The following is a 13,572-nucleotide window of genomic DNA, read 5'->3' as shown; positions in this document are numbered from 1 at the left end:
AAATGTCCGACAGGGAAATTGTTGAAGCTGCACTTTTTGCAGCAGGCAGTGCAGTTGAGATACAAAAACTGCAAAAGATACTTGACAAAGATAAAAAACAGGTCACAAAAATTGTAGAAACCCTCATCCGGGAATATGAGGAAAGAGAATCTGGACTGGAGATCGTGGACCTGGGTGAAAGATATGTCATGCAGGTCAGATCAAAGTATTCTGATATTATCCGTCCCTTTGCACCCCGGGAGCTGAGTTCTCCCATGCTACGCACCCTTTCCATGATAGCCTATCATCAGCCTGTAGTACAATCGGATATTGTAGATATGCGCGGCAACAAGGCATATGATCATATCCGGGAATTGCAAAATCGGGGATTTATTGAAAGCACACCACAAGGCAGGACAAAACTACTCTCCACCACCCCTCTTTTTGCAGATTATTTCGGTCTTGAGGACAATAAACCCGAACTTATCCGCAACAAGATGATAGAACTTTCAAAACAACAAAGTGGCAAAGAAGGACTTGACCGCTGGCTTGGACGCAGGTTTGTCGGATTTACTCCCATGTATGAATCGCTGGCACAGATGTGTGGAATCAAAGATTACCGCATGGTAGATGCTTATAATCCCACCGAGCAAGAACTTCAGACCCTTGATACGGTTTACAAAATGGTTATTTCCCGGGGATATAAGGAAGAGGTGGAAAAACATTATTCAGGAGAGATTATCGAAGCCGGATCCACTACATTTGACGATCTTGCTGAAGCCGTCAATATACTAAAAAGCGAGGGAGAGCCGGCCAGGGTAAAGGAAACCCTGGAGCTGCTCGAGGAACTAAAGAATGAATACCGATCAAGAGCCATGACCATAAGTGCCAGGGTCACCCCGGAAACCGAGATGGTGGCACGCATTGTTAAAGATCTGCATATCGGTGTTTCAAAAGATGGAATACTGATTGCCCCGGATTATGAAACAAACACTTCAGGCGAGGAAATCGGAAGGGAAGCGGATATCCTTGTCCCAACCCATCGTAACCTGGAAGGTGGCCTTATAGAGAGAGTCAAAAGCAAGTATGATGCTGTTATCAAGGGTCTGCGGAAGGCAGAATAAGGTAAAGCTATTTAAATAGGTATTTAAATTAAGAAACTATAAGAATATATAAACTATCTGGAATTATTTGCTTCAATTTCCAAGGACCTGAGAATATGACAGATTATAACATTAAAATAGAAAATGTGGTAGCTTCCACCAAACTTGCCGAGGAATTCGACCTTACAAAGATCGAAGCTGAATTTGAAGGAGCAGAATATAACAAGCAGAAATTCCCCGGTCTCGTATACCGCGTATCAAACCCAAAGGCGGCATTTCTTGTTTTCACCTCGGGGAAAGTGGTCTGTACAGGTGCCAAAAACGTAGATGATGTACACACAGTAATTGCGGACATGGCCAAAAAACTCAACGGTATTGGTATAGATACCCTTGAAAAACCGGATATCACCGTACAGAACATTGTCGCCTCCGCTGACCTCAAAGCTGTACTCAACCTTAATGCAATCGCAATCGGACTCGGTCTTGAGAATATCGAATATGAACCCGAACAATTCCCCGGACTCGTTTACAGGATCGATGAGCCAAAAGTTGTCGTACTGATTTTCAGTTCCGGCAAACTGGTGGTTACCGGTGGCAAATCCCCGGAAAACTGCGAAGAAGGAGTAGAAGTAGTAAGACAACAGCTGGACAATATGGGCCTCCTTTAAAGGGAATAACGTGACTGAAGATTACAGGGAAGATGTTTGCATCCTCATCCCCACATTGAATGAGGGTGCCACCATCGGCCAGCTTATTGAAGATTTCAATACCGAAGGTTTCGGGAATATTTTTGTTATTGATGGCAATAGCTCTGATGATACACAGGAAATTGCCAAAAGTATGGGCGCAAGAGTTGTTGCCCAAACCGGGAAAGGAAAAGGCCGGGCTGTCCAGGATGCCCTTGCGATGATAGATGACCCCTATGTCATCATGATCGACGGGGACGGAACCTATCTTGCAAAAGACGTTCATTCAATGCTTGAACCACTGGAAACAGGAAGGGCAGACCATGTTATTGGCAACCGGTTTGCAGATTTTGATCCGGGTGCTTTTACAAAACTGAACCTGATCGGCAACAAGATGCTTAATAAATTTTTTAGTATCATTTACAGGAAAAATCTTGTGGATATCCTGTCTGGCTACAGGGGATTCACAAACCAGGCAATCCGGGAACTGGAACTCCATGAGACGGGTTTTGAGATCGAATCAGAGATTGCTGTTGACAGTATGAAAAAAGAGCACCGCGTAGAAGTTGTTCCAATAGCCTACAGGCCGCGTCCTGATGAAGGAGATACGAAACTCAACCCCCTGACTGATGGTTTTGGGATTGGCAGTACGATCTATAAGATGGCCAAATTTCACAATCCGATGTTCTATTTCGGGATAATCGGTGCTATACTTACTCTTTGTGGCATATTGCTGGGAATCTATGTCGTAAGCGAATGGATGATAGGTATTACCCATATACCAATGACCATCCTGACAGCGTTGCTCATTATTTCGGGAATCCAGATGTTCATATTCGGAATGCTAAGTGATCTTGTAGTATCCCTCCACAGGGAGACAATGCGTACCCTTCGCCGCCAGCAAAGATGAATTTGCCAGAGGGTACCTATAAACAACTTCACTTTACTTTTGAGAAATCATATTTTGTTACTTATATATGATTTACTTTTTTATGCATTAATATCAAAAAACGTTACCTGCATGCTTATAACTAATTATACATGAGCATCACAATTAGAATAGAAAGCAAACTCAAAACTACTTTACATCAACACAAATTGATTTTTTGATAAGGTTTAAATAAAATATGTTCCCATTTCCCATCATTAAAACGAGGTAAAAACATGTCAATCGTAACAGATGCCAAGAACGGAACTATTACCGAAGAGATGAAGAAGGTTGCAGAAATCGAAGGTGTTGAGCCTGAATTTGTGCGCCGTGGAATTGCAGCCGGAAGAATCGTTATACCTGTTACCCCCTACAGGGACATCAGAGTGTGTGGTATTGGAGAAGGGCTTACTACAAAAGTGAACGCTTCCATCGGAGCATCTTCGGATATCGTCGATGAGAATCTTGAAATTGAAAAAGCAAAAGCAGCACAGGCAGCCGGCGCAGACACCCTTATGGAACTGGGTACAGGCGGAGATTTCCTTGGAATCAGGAAAAAGGTCTGTGATGCAATCGATCTGTCTGTAGGTTCAGTACCCCTCTACCAGGCCTTTATCTCAGCAGCCAAAAGGGACGGTTCCATCGTCCACATGACAGAAGACGACCTGTGGAATGCAACCGAGGAGCAGGCAAAACTGGGTACCAACTTCATGGCAATCCACACCGGTGTCAACAACATCGTACTTGACAGGCTTAAAGCCCATGGCCGCTATGGTGGACTTTGCTCCCGTGGCGGTGCTTTCATGAGCTCCTGGATGCTCCACAACGAAAAGGAAAATCCCCTTTATGCAGACTTCGACTATCTCTGTGAAATCCTCAAAGAGCACGAAGTCACCCTTTCAACAGGTAACGGAATGCGTGCCGGTGCTATCCACGATGCAACCGACCGTGCACAGATCCAGGAACTTATCATCAACTCCGAATGCGCCCAGAGGGCCCATGACGAATATGATCTCCAGGTTATTGTAGAAGGGCCGGGCCACGTACCACTGGACGAGGTCGATATGAATGTGAAACTCATGAAATCCATGAGCAACCGCAAGCCATTCTACATGCTCGGACCACTTATCACAGATGTTGCCCCGGGACGTGACCACATCGTTACCGCGATCGGTGCATCCCAGTCCGCAGCAGCTGGCTGTGACTTCCTGTGCTATGTAACCCCTGCAGAGCACCTTGCCCTGCCAAATAAGGAAGATGTTATCGAAGGTGTAAAGACATCCAAGATCGCAGCCCACGTCGGTGATATGGTCAAACTCAACAAGCGTGATCAGGATCTGGCAATGGCAAGGGCACGCCGTGACCTTGACTGGGATAAAATGTACAGTCTGGCACTTGATCCGGAACTTGCACGTGATGTCAGGAATAGTCGTGCACCAGAAGACACAGATGCATGTACCATGTGTGGAAACTTCTGCGCCCTGAAGATCGTAAACCAGAACTACGATCTTGCAAAGTAATATCTCCGGATATTACTTTATCTACTCTCCTTTCCATTTTCTTTTTTATTCCGGTCATTATTTTGTGATCACTTCTCAAGCTTTGCATTCTTATTTTAATAATATCTTTAAATATAATAAAGAACAACATTACTGTTACTGTATAATATTGCAGAGATGTCAATCATGTGGAGAGGGAGATACTTACAGGCCGATGAAAGCGGCGTATTGGATGTTGTGGGAACTGGAAGATGAGATTGTCCGGATCACAGGCCTGAAGGATTCCGATATCAATACAATAACATCAGCGAAATAACTATAAACCGATCATCCAAATCTCAAAACGACATTAAAACGGAGTTGCAAAATGAAAAAAGCCATTATCGAGACAGACAAGGGAGACATTATCCTTGAATTATTTGAAAATGATGCACCCCGCACGGTTGCCAATTTTGAAAAACTTATCAAGCAGGGATTCTATAACGGCCTGAACTTTCACAGGGTAATTCCTGATTTTGTGATACAGGGAGGATGCCCCAAGGGTGATGGAACAGGTGGGCCGGGTTTCACGATCAAATGTGAGATCAATCCTCGCAAGCATACAAAGGGGGCCCTGTCAATGGCCCACGCAGGCAAGGATACCGGAGGAAGCCAGTTTTTTATAACCCATTCCCCACAATCCCACCTGGACGGTATGCACACGGTTTTTGGAAAGGTCATCGAGGGTATGGATGTTGTATATAAAATCAAACCAGGCGATGTAATGGACCGCCTGCGTGTAGTGGAAGAATGAAAACAATAGGTGGGATGGTGGTGGAATGGATTTTATATTCAAAATCGGCAAATCTGTCGGGTTTTTCTTTTGCAAAATGAAAAAACTGATCCTGCTGGCAATACTGATCCTGATTTTCCTGTACATAATCAAGATTGCCTGGCTTCCTGAATTGGGTGGTATCTGAATAGATACTCCCTTATTTATATACCAGTATTACTAATATACCTGGTATAGAAATTATATCCAGGAGGTCGTACCTTGGCAGATCCGCAACCAATAAGAATAAGTGTCCTGTACAGCGGGGAATTCGGGAAAAAGGTGCTGGGCAATCTCATAAATTCGAATCAGTTCTGCACATCCTGCGGGGAAGCCTGCGATCACTGTCGACAGGGACGCAAATCCTATTCCGGGTTCCTTACAGAAATCCATGAATTGCCTGCAGATCTGCCTGAATTTGTGGAAGAGCCGGAAGAATACCTGCCTGCTGGCCTGAAATCCTGTGACCTGCTCCTTGCAATGGATTTGCATCCGGACCTATTTGCTGGCCTGCCGACAGTTGCGAAAAAAGCACACGCAAAAGGCGTGATTGCACCTGTTGAAAATCCCCACCTTGTCCCGGCAGGCCTTGTCCGCCAGGTTGCAGAAAAACTACAGAACGAGGGAATCGAATATGCTTTCCCCAAGCCATTTTGCAGCCTTGAGAAAACAGGCCAACCTGTGATTGATAGATTCGTGGAGATGGGATTTGGAAAACCCAAAATCGAAATAATACTTGATAATGAGGAAATCACAACCGCGCGGGTAATCAGGGATGCTCCCTGCGGATGCACATGGTTTGTTGCCCGGAAACTTGTCTATACCGAAGCTGCAGATTTCAAGGAAACAGTTTCCTCTGCCCATCATGCCTATCCCTGTACTGCAAGTATGGATAATGATCCTGAAATAGGGGACACCATATTGCACAAAGCAGGCTATATTATCCGGGAAAGTGTGGACTCTGCACTGGATAATGCACAAAAGGAGAATGCAAATGCCAGATAACAAGAAAATAGCAGTCGTTCGCTGTGCTATTGTTGCAGAAGCCTGTCCGGGGATAGGGTGTTTCAAGGCATTCAATGAAAAAACAGTTGCTTTTAGTGATTACGATGAAAATACAGAAATGACCGCATTTTTCACATGCGGCGGATGCCCGGGAAGAAGGGTGTTCAGGCTTGCCCGCTCCCTGAAAAAACACGGAGTGGAAACAGTACATCTCAGTTCCTGTATGCAAATGGAAAACTATCCGGAATGCCCTCATGTGGATTCAATAAGGCAGACACTGGAAAATGCAGGAATAGAAGTTGTAGAAGGTACACATCATTAACGGAAGGATTGAAAATGGTAAATCGGATGATAGTCAAAATAGACGAGGAAAAGTGTAATGGTTGTGGCAAATGTGTCAGCCCCTGTGCAGAGGGTGCCATCCAGATAATAGATGGTAAAGCTAAAGTCGTATCTGAAGAACTGTGCGACGGCATGGGATTCTGTATCGGAGTCTGTCCACAGGATGCAATATCAATTGAAGAAAGGCAGACAATGGAGTTCAATCCGCAGGCAGTCAAGGAAATGCAGGAGAAAGAAGAAAAAGACACCGAAGCCGGGTCAATACACTGCTTTAAGTGTGACAGGGATGAAAACGAGAGATACCTGATGCCCCTGAGACATGGAAAAGAAAGCATCTGGGTTTGTACCCGCTGTCTGCCTTCACTCATTCATGGTTAAGAGTGGAAACATGGTCACGATCGAACTATCAAATCCGCCGGACAACCTCTGTGACTATACTTACAACTTTTGCTGGAATAGTGATTTCAACCCGGACTCTCTCATCCCCTACCAGCAAGGCACAGAGTACACATACAGGGAAATCGTCGATCATCTCAAAAAAGAAGGGACTGTACAGATTATAGGTGATGTCGGAAAAAGGCTTGCACAGGGCATGGGCACCAGCATATCCCATCTTGGAGGCAGCGGGAAGACAGAAAATGCCGGCAATATCATAATAGACGGTGATGTTGGCGCTGAAGCAGGGATGGGAATGGTGTCCGGCAACTTATACATAAAAGGAAATATCGGGGAACCCATGGGAAATATAGTGGAAGTGCAATCCGACAGGGGAGGATATCGCAAATTCGTGTCAATCACGGAATTGGTCTGCAAGGAATTGCAGGAAAAACTTCTGCGAAACAAACTGGAAGGAAATAATCTCCTGCTCAATGATGGAATCCTGCGCAATACCCTGGCAGCCCGTTGCAACTGTGAGGCCAGCATTACAGTAGAAGGAGATGCAGGAAATGGAAGCGGACTGCTGATGGAAAAGGGGATGTTGCTAATCAAAGGGAATAGCGGTATGAATACTGCTGCTCATCTCAATGGTGGAACCGTTTACGTAGAGGGCAAATGTGAGGAATTTGCCGGCGCCTACATGAAAAAAGGAATACTGCTGGCAGATAAACCAAGCGGCCACGTTGGTGCGGATATGACAGGCGGGACCATATATTCAAAAACAAAAACCGATATTGATCCACCTGCAAAAAAAGGGAAAATCGGCCACGAAGATATACGTACAATAAGGAAACTCACAGATGCCGGCAGATTCGAAGTTTTGCGTGACAATAAATACGAAGCCGGAGAAGAAGGCAAATATATAACGATCAAGATGCGTGACGGATCCCTGGTCAGAAGGCCTGTGGATTGATACTTTTCGGCAATTGACCTGAATAAAAAAATGAATGATCCGACCTGAAACTTGGTTGCCAAACGGAGAAATGGCGTTGTTGCAAAATGGGAGTGATATCATACCATTCAGTTTCCGGGCGGACCAATCAAGGTGATCAGGTACTGCACACCCGCCGACCTTTATCGGTAAGCTGGTATGTAGTACCATAGGAAATCCCACTATTACAGCATCCACAGGATTTACAGGTGCCACAGGAAAGAAGCTCGGGGCTGGCATTGTTATCCCCGATTTTGCTGACATGCCCCATATTTTCCATTACCTCCAGCATGCCCCTCAGCTGCCGTGTATTCATATTCATTCCCGCAGCCAGGGCATTGAAAGAGATGCTGCCCCTTTGATCCATTTCTGCCATTTTTTTCAATACATACTTGTATCCCAGAACCATCTTAAAATCCCCCATTACTTATCGGTCTGAACCTGTTTTGCCGACAGCATATACAACTGCGGATAAAATGCCCAGATACAATGCTGGTTTGAAACTGTCAACAAATGTCCATTTTTCCATGGCAAGTATGGCATTCATAAGATCTGCTACCATACACAGGAAATACAGGGTGCCGAACACCAGACAGAGCAGTATTCCTACATAAGTATAGGCGGATCCTTCAAAGGAGTCCTTTGAAAACTCAAAGGTTGCGATGAAAAATACCGCACCGATTACCACAAGCACAAGACCACCGGCCAGCTCAGCAGGTAACAGACTGGAGGATAAGAAGGAAGCAGACAAAAGCCCCACTCCCTTACCAACCTGAATCAGACCTGCGGCCACATACAGTATTCCCCATAAAAGGGAAAAGAATTTCAAGTCACTGTAATTTCTTTCCATCAAATCACCTCATTAAAGAACCAAATTTGCGACAAGGACTGTTACCAGTGCCAGCACCCAGGCCACTGCTGTTGAATATGCCGCCTGGAAAAACATCCATTTCCATGAACCCGTTTCTTTCTTAATAACTGCAACAGCTCCAAAGCAGGGCACATAGAGCAGAGTGAACACCATTAGACCCAGAGCTATTGCCGGGGAAAAGGAAGGATCTGCCAACAGAGCAGGAGACAATGATTCGCCTCCACCTGTTCCGTATAAAGTACCCAGAGAACCAACTACTATTTCCTTTGCGACAACCCCGAAGATCAGTGCAACAGCTATCTTCCAGTCAAAGCCGAGCGGCGCTACAAGGGGTTCAATCAATTGTCCCAGCGAACCTATCAGACTTTCAGCACTGCCATATTCCACTCCTTGTGGGAAATAGGCAAGCACCCAGACCAGCATAACTCCTCCGATAATTACTGTCCCGACCTTCTTGAGGTAAAGATAGCCCTGGTTCCACATATATAGCAGGGAGTTAACAAGCGAAGGTCTGGTGTAGGGAGGAAGTTCCATGATGAAAGGAGAAGGCTGACCCTTGGCAATGAATGTCCGGAAGAGTTTGGCTGAGAGAATAGCCACAAGGATTCCCAGTACATACAGACCGAAGATTACCGAACCTGCCTCTCTGCCGAAGAATGTTCCCGCAAGCAAAATGTACACCGGCAATCTGGCACCACAGGACATAAAAGGCGTAACCAGCATCGTGATAAGCCGGTCTTTTTCATCCTCCAGTGTACGAGTTGCCATGATAGCAGGAACGGAGCAGCCAAAGCCCATGAGCATGGGTATAAATGACTTGCCTTGCAATCCCATTTTATACATCAACTTGTCCATTATGAATGCTGCCCGTGCCATATATCCACTGTTTTCAAGAAGGGCGATGGCGAAAAACAATATGAAAATATTCGGCACAAAGAGCAAGACAGAACATACACCGGCAATGATACCATCACCCAGAAGAGAAGCAAGCCAGGCAGATTCAATGTTTGCTGCAACTGCTCCTCCCAGCCACCCGAAGAACTTGCCGATCAGTCCCATAAAAGGAGTGCCTAAAGCAAAGGTCAGTTCGAACATACCCCACATCAGGGAGAGGAAGATAGGAATACCGAGATACTTATTTGTGACGACTTTGTCCACCATATCCGAGGGAGATACATCTTCAGCACAGGTTGTGCAGACCTGAGGCAGCAGGGCACCTATAAACTCATACCTCTTGTCTGCCATTTCAACTTCGTATTCCTCGTTGTCAAAACCCGAGAGGTAATTCTGCACTTTTCCTTCAATGTTGCTTGAAGACAATTTGGAAAGGACATTCTCATCTCCTTCAAGCAATTTCACAGCCATCCAGCGGGCTGGGTAATGTTTCGTTAATTCCGTATCATTTCCCAGTATATCTTCCAGTGCACATATTTTCTCTTCAACCGTTTTCCCATAACCGATCTCATGGGGCTTTGGAGGATTGCTTTCTGTCTTGCTCACAATAGAATCCAGAAGCGCTTCGATACCGCCACCTTCGTTTGCCACAGTTTTGATAGCAGAAACACCCAGGAGGCTTTCGAGTCTCGGGATATCAATATCATCCCCCCGCATTTCAGCACGATCCGACATGTTCAGGGCAAGAACCAAATTGGTGCCCATTTCAAGCAGCTGGGATGTCAGGTACAGGTTCCTTTCAAGGTTTGTGGAGTCCAGGACCTGTACAACCACATCAGGTTTTTCGTCAATGATGTAATCCCTGGCAACTACTTCATCAGCCGAATAAGCAGAGAGACTGTAAGTACCCGGCAGGTCTACAATCTCCAAAACATGGCCTTTGTGTTTCTTTGTACCTTCTTTCTTTTCCACAGTCACACCAGGCCAGTTACCTATTTTCTGGCGTGCTCCGGTAAGGGCATTGAATATCGTGGTTTTCCCCACATTTGGATTGCCTGCCACTGCAACTTTTATCTTTTCAGCCAAACTGTGGCACCTCCTCATAAACAGGCTGAACCATGATTTTATTGGCCATTCCCCTTCCCAAGGCATAACGTGAACCGTTTACCGATATCAAGAGAGAGCCCCTGTTACATCCCAGGGGCTGAATAATGGATTCAGGAGTCAACCCCATCTCCACAAGCCTCCTTTTTAACCCTTTTCCGGCACATACATCACAAATCTGGCATGCTTGCCCGGATGGAAACATTGAAAGAGGTATCTTTGATGTCATTTTACTCCTCCAGTAACCTCTACAACAACCATCTGTGCCTCCTGTTTGCGCAGGGAAAGGTTGTAGCCTTTCAACTTGAAATCCACCGGGTCACCCAGCGGGGCCTTCTTGGTCACACTAAGGCCAACGCCCGGTAGCATCCCCATTTCAAGCAGGCGGCGCCTGGAAGGACCTTTGCCTTTTACCTGGATTACACGGGCATTTTGACCCGCATCCAACATGTTTAATGTTTTGTTGTTCATTTCATAGCATCCTATAGTTTGGCCGTCCTAACTTATGCACATGCTAAGCTTCTGCAGAATATATAGTTTTCGGCTTCCCTAAAACACAGGCCAATAGTTATAAAACAATAACCAAAACATAAAGCAGGTGTAAAACATGGATTGTCTATTTTGCAAAATAATAGCCGGAGAAGTTCCTTCTCACAAAGTGTATGAAGACGAACATTCCTATGCATTCCTGGATATCTATCCGACATCCAGAGGACATACAGTTGTCCTGCCAAAGGAACACATAACCAGTTTTCTGGAAATGAATGAGGAAAAGACAGCCGAATTATTCGCTTCTGTCAACAGGATCGCTAAAAAAGTCATTGCAGTTACTGATGCGCCGGGAGTTAATATTGGGATTAACAATGGCCTGGTCGCCGGGCAAACTGTACCCCATGTCCATGTGCATATAATTCCTCGTTATGAAAATGATGGTGGAGGATCGATGCATACAATTGTGGATTCCAACCCTGACAGGGAGGAACTCGAACAGCTCGCAGCCAGCATATTTTCCAGCTTTTGAAAAAGAAAGAGAAAAGGCAATAAACAAGCCCAACGGTATAACTTATGATGCAATTCTCAACTTCGCTGCTTAAAGAGGAAAGGGGCAGTACACTACCCCTGATAGCAATATTGTTCCTCCTGATTGGTTTTGTTCTCGGGATCAGCCTGACGACTGTGCTTTATGATGAAGGGAGTCTGGAAAACACACAAATTAATGATCCTGAAAGTGGTGTTACCGGCATAATCAATATCAATGGCACCGCTGGTGAGACCTATGAAGAACTTTACAAACTTGTTTTTGACTCGGTTGTCTCCATAAGGACTGAAGGGGAAATCGACGGAGACCAATTCAGAAGTGGCGGATCGGGGTTTCTTTATGATGCAGAGGGACATATCATAACGAACCAGCATGTCGTGGAAAATGCTGATTCCGTAGAAGTATATTTCAGCAACGGGGTTGCAATGGATGCTGAGATCACGGGCACTGACATATATTCTGATATTGCGGTATTAAAGGTCGATGAAGTCCCCTGTGATGAAAACTGCCAACCCTATCCCCTGCCTATGGCCAACTCATCCATGATCAATCCTGCTCAGATGGTGATGGCAATAGGTACTCCTTTTGGGCTTGAGGGAAGTGTAACACATGGAATCGTCAGTGCCACGGGCAGGACAATGCCCACAACAAACGGATTTTCCATCCCCAATGTTATACAGACCGATGCACCGTTAAACCCGGGAAATTCAGGAGGTCCCCTAATTGATCTCTCAGGGGAAGTGATCGGGGTCAACCGTGCACGTAGCGGAGATAATCTGGGTTTTGCTATACCTTCCAATAAAGCCAGGATGGTTGCCGATGCCATAATAGAAAAAGGAAAATATGAACATTCCTGGATCGGTATACAGATGCTCCCTGTAAGTCCAAGGGCAGCAGATTTCATGGACCTTAATGATGAGGCATCCAGAGGAGTAATGGTCGTGGTTGTAGTGGAAGACGGACCTGCCGAGGATGCCGGGCTGAAAAGTGCAGAAGAAGTAAAGATCAATGATGAAATAATCTTCATCAACGGCGATATCATTGTAGGAGTAGACGGGATTGAAGTCTACAACAGTGACCAGATCATAGCACATATAAGTGAGAAACAGCCGGGTGATGAGATCGAGCTTGAGTATTACAGGGAGGGGGAAAAGATGACAACACAACTGGAACTTGGCGCGCGTCCGGAATGAATAATTCAAATAACACTTGATTACGCATTTTCATACACTGGAAATGCACACCCAAAAAAGGAAATAAATGGCTACTCAGCCATTGATCTTTTTCATAAGCCAGGTCATATTCTGGCTAAGGTTTTGCATCGTTTGCATTCCTTCTGTATCAGATTCTACATCCCGGGGGGCAAGTCCCATTCCAATGTTCCAGTAACTTGAACCCGGTACGACCATCTGGGAGATCAAGAAAAAGTGGTTGATGGAATCAAATACATGAAGAGCCCCTGCCCTCCTGACAGATACAACCGCTGCTGCGACCTTATGTTTGAAAAGTTCATCGTTTGCTTTGCCTACAAAACCCGCCCTGTCAATCAGGGCTTTTGTTTCCGTAGTCAGATCGGCAAAGTATGTAGGACTTGCAATAATTATCCCGTCGGCCTCAATCATCTTTTCGATACATTCATTGATCAGGTCACTGGATATGACACATCGGCGGTCCTTGTTCTCAAAACACTTCATACAGGCAGTACATCCCATGACAGGGATGCCTCCCAGCTGAATCATTTCGGTCTCAATTCCTTGCTTTTCGAGTTCTGAAAATATATTTTTGACGAGCTTTGCGGTGTTCCCGTCTTCCCTGGGACTTCCATTGAATGCTACAACCTTCATTTTAGTACCTTCCATCTGTCTTTAGACAACATATATCCAATAATTGCATTATCCACTCCCCTATATAACAACTATACTACTAATTCACCCGAATCAGT

The 13,572-nt window shown here is 45.3% G+C and carries 18 protein-coding genes; 12 read left to right on the top strand and 6 right to left on the bottom strand.

Annotated features, from left to right (window positions below):
• The first annotated feature begins 2 nt into the window (after positions 1-2).
• From scpB to C9889_RS06970, 10 genes are all read left to right on the top strand, one after another.
• Complete coding sequence (scpB, locus tag C9889_RS07010) at positions 3-1,103, top strand: SMC-Scp complex subunit ScpB (RefSeq protein WP_129598239.1); 1,101 nt, start codon at positions 3-5, stop codon at positions 1,101-1,103.
• Positions 1,104-1,198: 95 nt separating this feature from the next.
• Positions 1,199-1,750, top strand: a complete 552-nt coding sequence (locus tag C9889_RS07005; RefSeq protein WP_013038250.1) for a TATA-box-binding protein — start codon at positions 1,199-1,201, stop codon at positions 1,748-1,750.
• A gap of 10 nt (positions 1,751-1,760) precedes the next feature.
• Positions 1,761-2,678: an S-layer glycoprotein N-glycosyltransferase AglJ gene (gene aglJ, locus C9889_RS07000; RefSeq protein WP_129598237.1), complete on the top strand. Its 918-nt coding sequence runs from the start codon at positions 1,761-1,763 to the stop codon at positions 2,676-2,678.
• A 254-nt stretch (positions 2,679-2,932) separates the two neighbouring features.
• A complete protein-coding gene (gene thiC / locus C9889_RS06995) occupies positions 2,933-4,216 on the top strand; it encodes a phosphomethylpyrimidine synthase ThiC (RefSeq protein WP_129598235.1) in 1,284 nt (427 codons plus the stop codon).
• A 346-nt stretch (positions 4,217-4,562) separates the two neighbouring features.
• On the top strand, positions 4,563-4,988 hold the full coding sequence (locus C9889_RS06990) for a peptidylprolyl isomerase (protein ID WP_129598233.1): 426 nt from the start codon (positions 4,563-4,565) through the stop codon (positions 4,986-4,988).
• A gap of 25 nt (positions 4,989-5,013) precedes the next feature.
• A complete protein-coding gene (locus C9889_RS10115; RefSeq protein ID WP_164999311.1) occupies positions 5,014-5,154 on the top strand; it encodes a hypothetical protein in 141 nt (46 codons plus the stop codon).
• A gap of 92 nt (positions 5,155-5,246) precedes the next feature.
• Positions 5,247-6,011, top strand: coding sequence for a DUF166 domain-containing protein (locus C9889_RS06985; RefSeq protein ID WP_129599483.1), 765 nt, complete (start codon positions 5,247-5,249; stop codon positions 6,009-6,011).
• Complete coding sequence (locus C9889_RS06980) at positions 6,001-6,333, top strand: CGGC domain-containing protein (RefSeq protein WP_129598231.1); 333 nt, start codon at positions 6,001-6,003, stop codon at positions 6,331-6,333. Before C9889_RS06985 ends, C9889_RS06980 begins: the two co-directional genes overlap by 11 nt.
• A 14-nt stretch (positions 6,334-6,347) precedes the next feature.
• Entirely contained in the window at positions 6,348-6,731 is a 384-nt protein-coding gene (locus C9889_RS06975) for an ATP-binding protein (RefSeq protein WP_129598229.1), read from the top strand.
• 10 nt (positions 6,732-6,741) lie between these two features.
• On the top strand, positions 6,742-7,704 hold the full coding sequence (locus C9889_RS06970; protein WP_129598227.1) for a formylmethanofuran dehydrogenase: 963 nt from the start codon (positions 6,742-6,744) through the stop codon (positions 7,702-7,704).
• Positions 7,705-7,840: 136 nt separating this feature from the next.
• Here the strand turns inward: C9889_RS06970 and C9889_RS06965 are convergent, their stop codons facing one another.
• From C9889_RS06965 to C9889_RS06945, 5 genes are read right to left on the bottom strand one after another with little or no spacing between them, the layout of a single operon-like run.
• Positions 7,841-8,131, bottom strand: coding sequence for a FeoC-like transcriptional regulator (locus C9889_RS06965; protein ID WP_129598225.1), 291 nt, complete (start codon positions 8,129-8,131; stop codon positions 7,841-7,843).
• 18 nt (positions 8,132-8,149) lie between these two features.
• Complete coding sequence (locus C9889_RS06960) at positions 8,150-8,572, bottom strand: hypothetical protein (protein WP_129598223.1); 423 nt, start codon at positions 8,570-8,572, stop codon at positions 8,150-8,152.
• 12 nt (positions 8,573-8,584) lie between these two features.
• Positions 8,585-10,591 carry a ferrous iron transport protein B gene (gene feoB / locus C9889_RS06955; protein ID WP_129598221.1) on the bottom strand — a complete coding sequence of 669 codons (2,007 nt, stop codon included), beginning with the start codon at positions 10,589-10,591 and terminating at the stop codon, positions 8,585-8,587.
• Positions 10,566-10,820 carry a FeoA family protein gene (locus tag C9889_RS06950; RefSeq protein WP_129598219.1) on the bottom strand — a complete coding sequence of 85 codons (255 nt, stop codon included), beginning with the start codon at positions 10,818-10,820 and terminating at the stop codon, positions 10,566-10,568. The genes feoB and C9889_RS06950 overlap by 26 nt, the downstream gene beginning before the upstream one ends.
• Positions 10,817-11,062, bottom strand: coding sequence for a FeoA family protein (locus C9889_RS06945; RefSeq protein WP_129598217.1), 246 nt, complete (start codon positions 11,060-11,062; stop codon positions 10,817-10,819). Before C9889_RS06945 ends, C9889_RS06950 begins: the two co-directional genes overlap by 4 nt.
• A 136-nt stretch (positions 11,063-11,198) precedes the next feature.
• On the opposite strand from C9889_RS06945, the gene C9889_RS06940 reads away from it, so the two are divergent.
• Positions 11,199-11,612, top strand: coding sequence for an HIT family protein (locus C9889_RS06940; protein ID WP_129598215.1), 414 nt, complete (start codon positions 11,199-11,201; stop codon positions 11,610-11,612).
• A gap of 44 nt (positions 11,613-11,656) precedes the next feature.
• On the top strand, positions 11,657-12,823 hold the full coding sequence (locus C9889_RS06935; RefSeq protein WP_129598213.1) for a S1C family serine protease: 1,167 nt from the start codon (positions 11,657-11,659) through the stop codon (positions 12,821-12,823).
• A 75-nt stretch (positions 12,824-12,898) separates the two neighbouring features.
• Here the strand turns inward: C9889_RS06935 and C9889_RS06930 are convergent, their stop codons facing one another.
• Complete coding sequence (locus C9889_RS06930; protein ID WP_129599480.1) at positions 12,899-13,474, bottom strand: flavodoxin family protein; 576 nt, start codon at positions 13,472-13,474, stop codon at positions 12,899-12,901.
• Positions 13,475-13,572: the final 98 nt, after the last annotated feature.

The organism is Methanohalophilus profundi (genome assembly GCF_004137855.1).
Classification (GTDB): Archaea; Halobacteriota; Methanosarcinia; order Methanosarcinales; family Methanosarcinaceae; genus Methanohalophilus; species Methanohalophilus profundi.
The sequence above is the reverse complement of the archived record's forward strand: the minus strand, read 5'-3'. Positions and strand labels throughout refer to the sequence as shown.

Bases quoted from the DNA above. Each gene is read 5' to 3' on its own strand.
- scpB (WP_129598239.1), top strand. From the start codon at position 3: ATGTCCGACAGGGAAATTGTTGAAGCTGCACTTTTTGCAGCAGGCAGT.
- C9889_RS07005 (WP_013038250.1), top strand. From the start codon at position 1,199: ATGACAGATTATAACATTAAAATAGAAAATGTGGTAGCTTCCACCAAA.
- thiC (WP_129598235.1), top strand. From the start codon at position 2,933: ATGTCAATCGTAACAGATGCCAAGAACGGAACTATTACCGAAGAGATG.
- C9889_RS06990 (WP_129598233.1), top strand. From the start codon at position 4,563: ATGAAAAAAGCCATTATCGAGACAGACAAGGGAGACATTATCCTTGAA.
- C9889_RS10115 (WP_164999311.1), top strand. From the start codon at position 5,014: ATGGATTTTATATTCAAAATCGGCAAATCTGTCGGGTTTTTCTTTTGC.
- C9889_RS06980 (WP_129598231.1), top strand. From the start codon at position 6,001: ATGCCAGATAACAAGAAAATAGCAGTCGTTCGCTGTGCTATTGTTGCA.
- C9889_RS06975 (WP_129598229.1), top strand. From the start codon at position 6,348: ATGGTAAATCGGATGATAGTCAAAATAGACGAGGAAAAGTGTAATGGT.
- C9889_RS06970 (WP_129598227.1), top strand. From the start codon at position 6,742: ATGGTCACGATCGAACTATCAAATCCGCCGGACAACCTCTGTGACTAT.
- C9889_RS06965 (WP_129598225.1), bottom strand. From the start codon at position 8,131: ATGGTTCTGGGATACAAGTATGTATTGAAAAAAATGGCAGAAATGGAT.
- C9889_RS06960 (WP_129598223.1), bottom strand. From the start codon at position 8,572: ATGGAAAGAAATTACAGTGACTTGAAATTCTTTTCCCTTTTATGGGGA.
- feoB (WP_129598221.1), bottom strand. From the start codon at position 10,591: ATGAGGAGGTGCCACAGTTTGGCTGAAAAGATAAAAGTTGCAGTGGCA.
- C9889_RS06950 (WP_129598219.1), bottom strand. From the start codon at position 10,820: ATGACATCAAAGATACCTCTTTCAATGTTTCCATCCGGGCAAGCATGC.
- C9889_RS06945 (WP_129598217.1), bottom strand. From the start codon at position 11,062: ATGAACAACAAAACATTAAACATGTTGGATGCGGGTCAAAATGCCCGT.
- C9889_RS06940 (WP_129598215.1), top strand. From the start codon at position 11,199: ATGGATTGTCTATTTTGCAAAATAATAGCCGGAGAAGTTCCTTCTCAC.
- C9889_RS06935 (WP_129598213.1), top strand. From the start codon at position 11,657: ATGATGCAATTCTCAACTTCGCTGCTTAAAGAGGAAAGGGGCAGTACA.
- C9889_RS06930 (WP_129599480.1), bottom strand. From the start codon at position 13,474: ATGAAGGTTGTAGCATTCAATGGAAGTCCCAGGGAAGACGGGAACACC.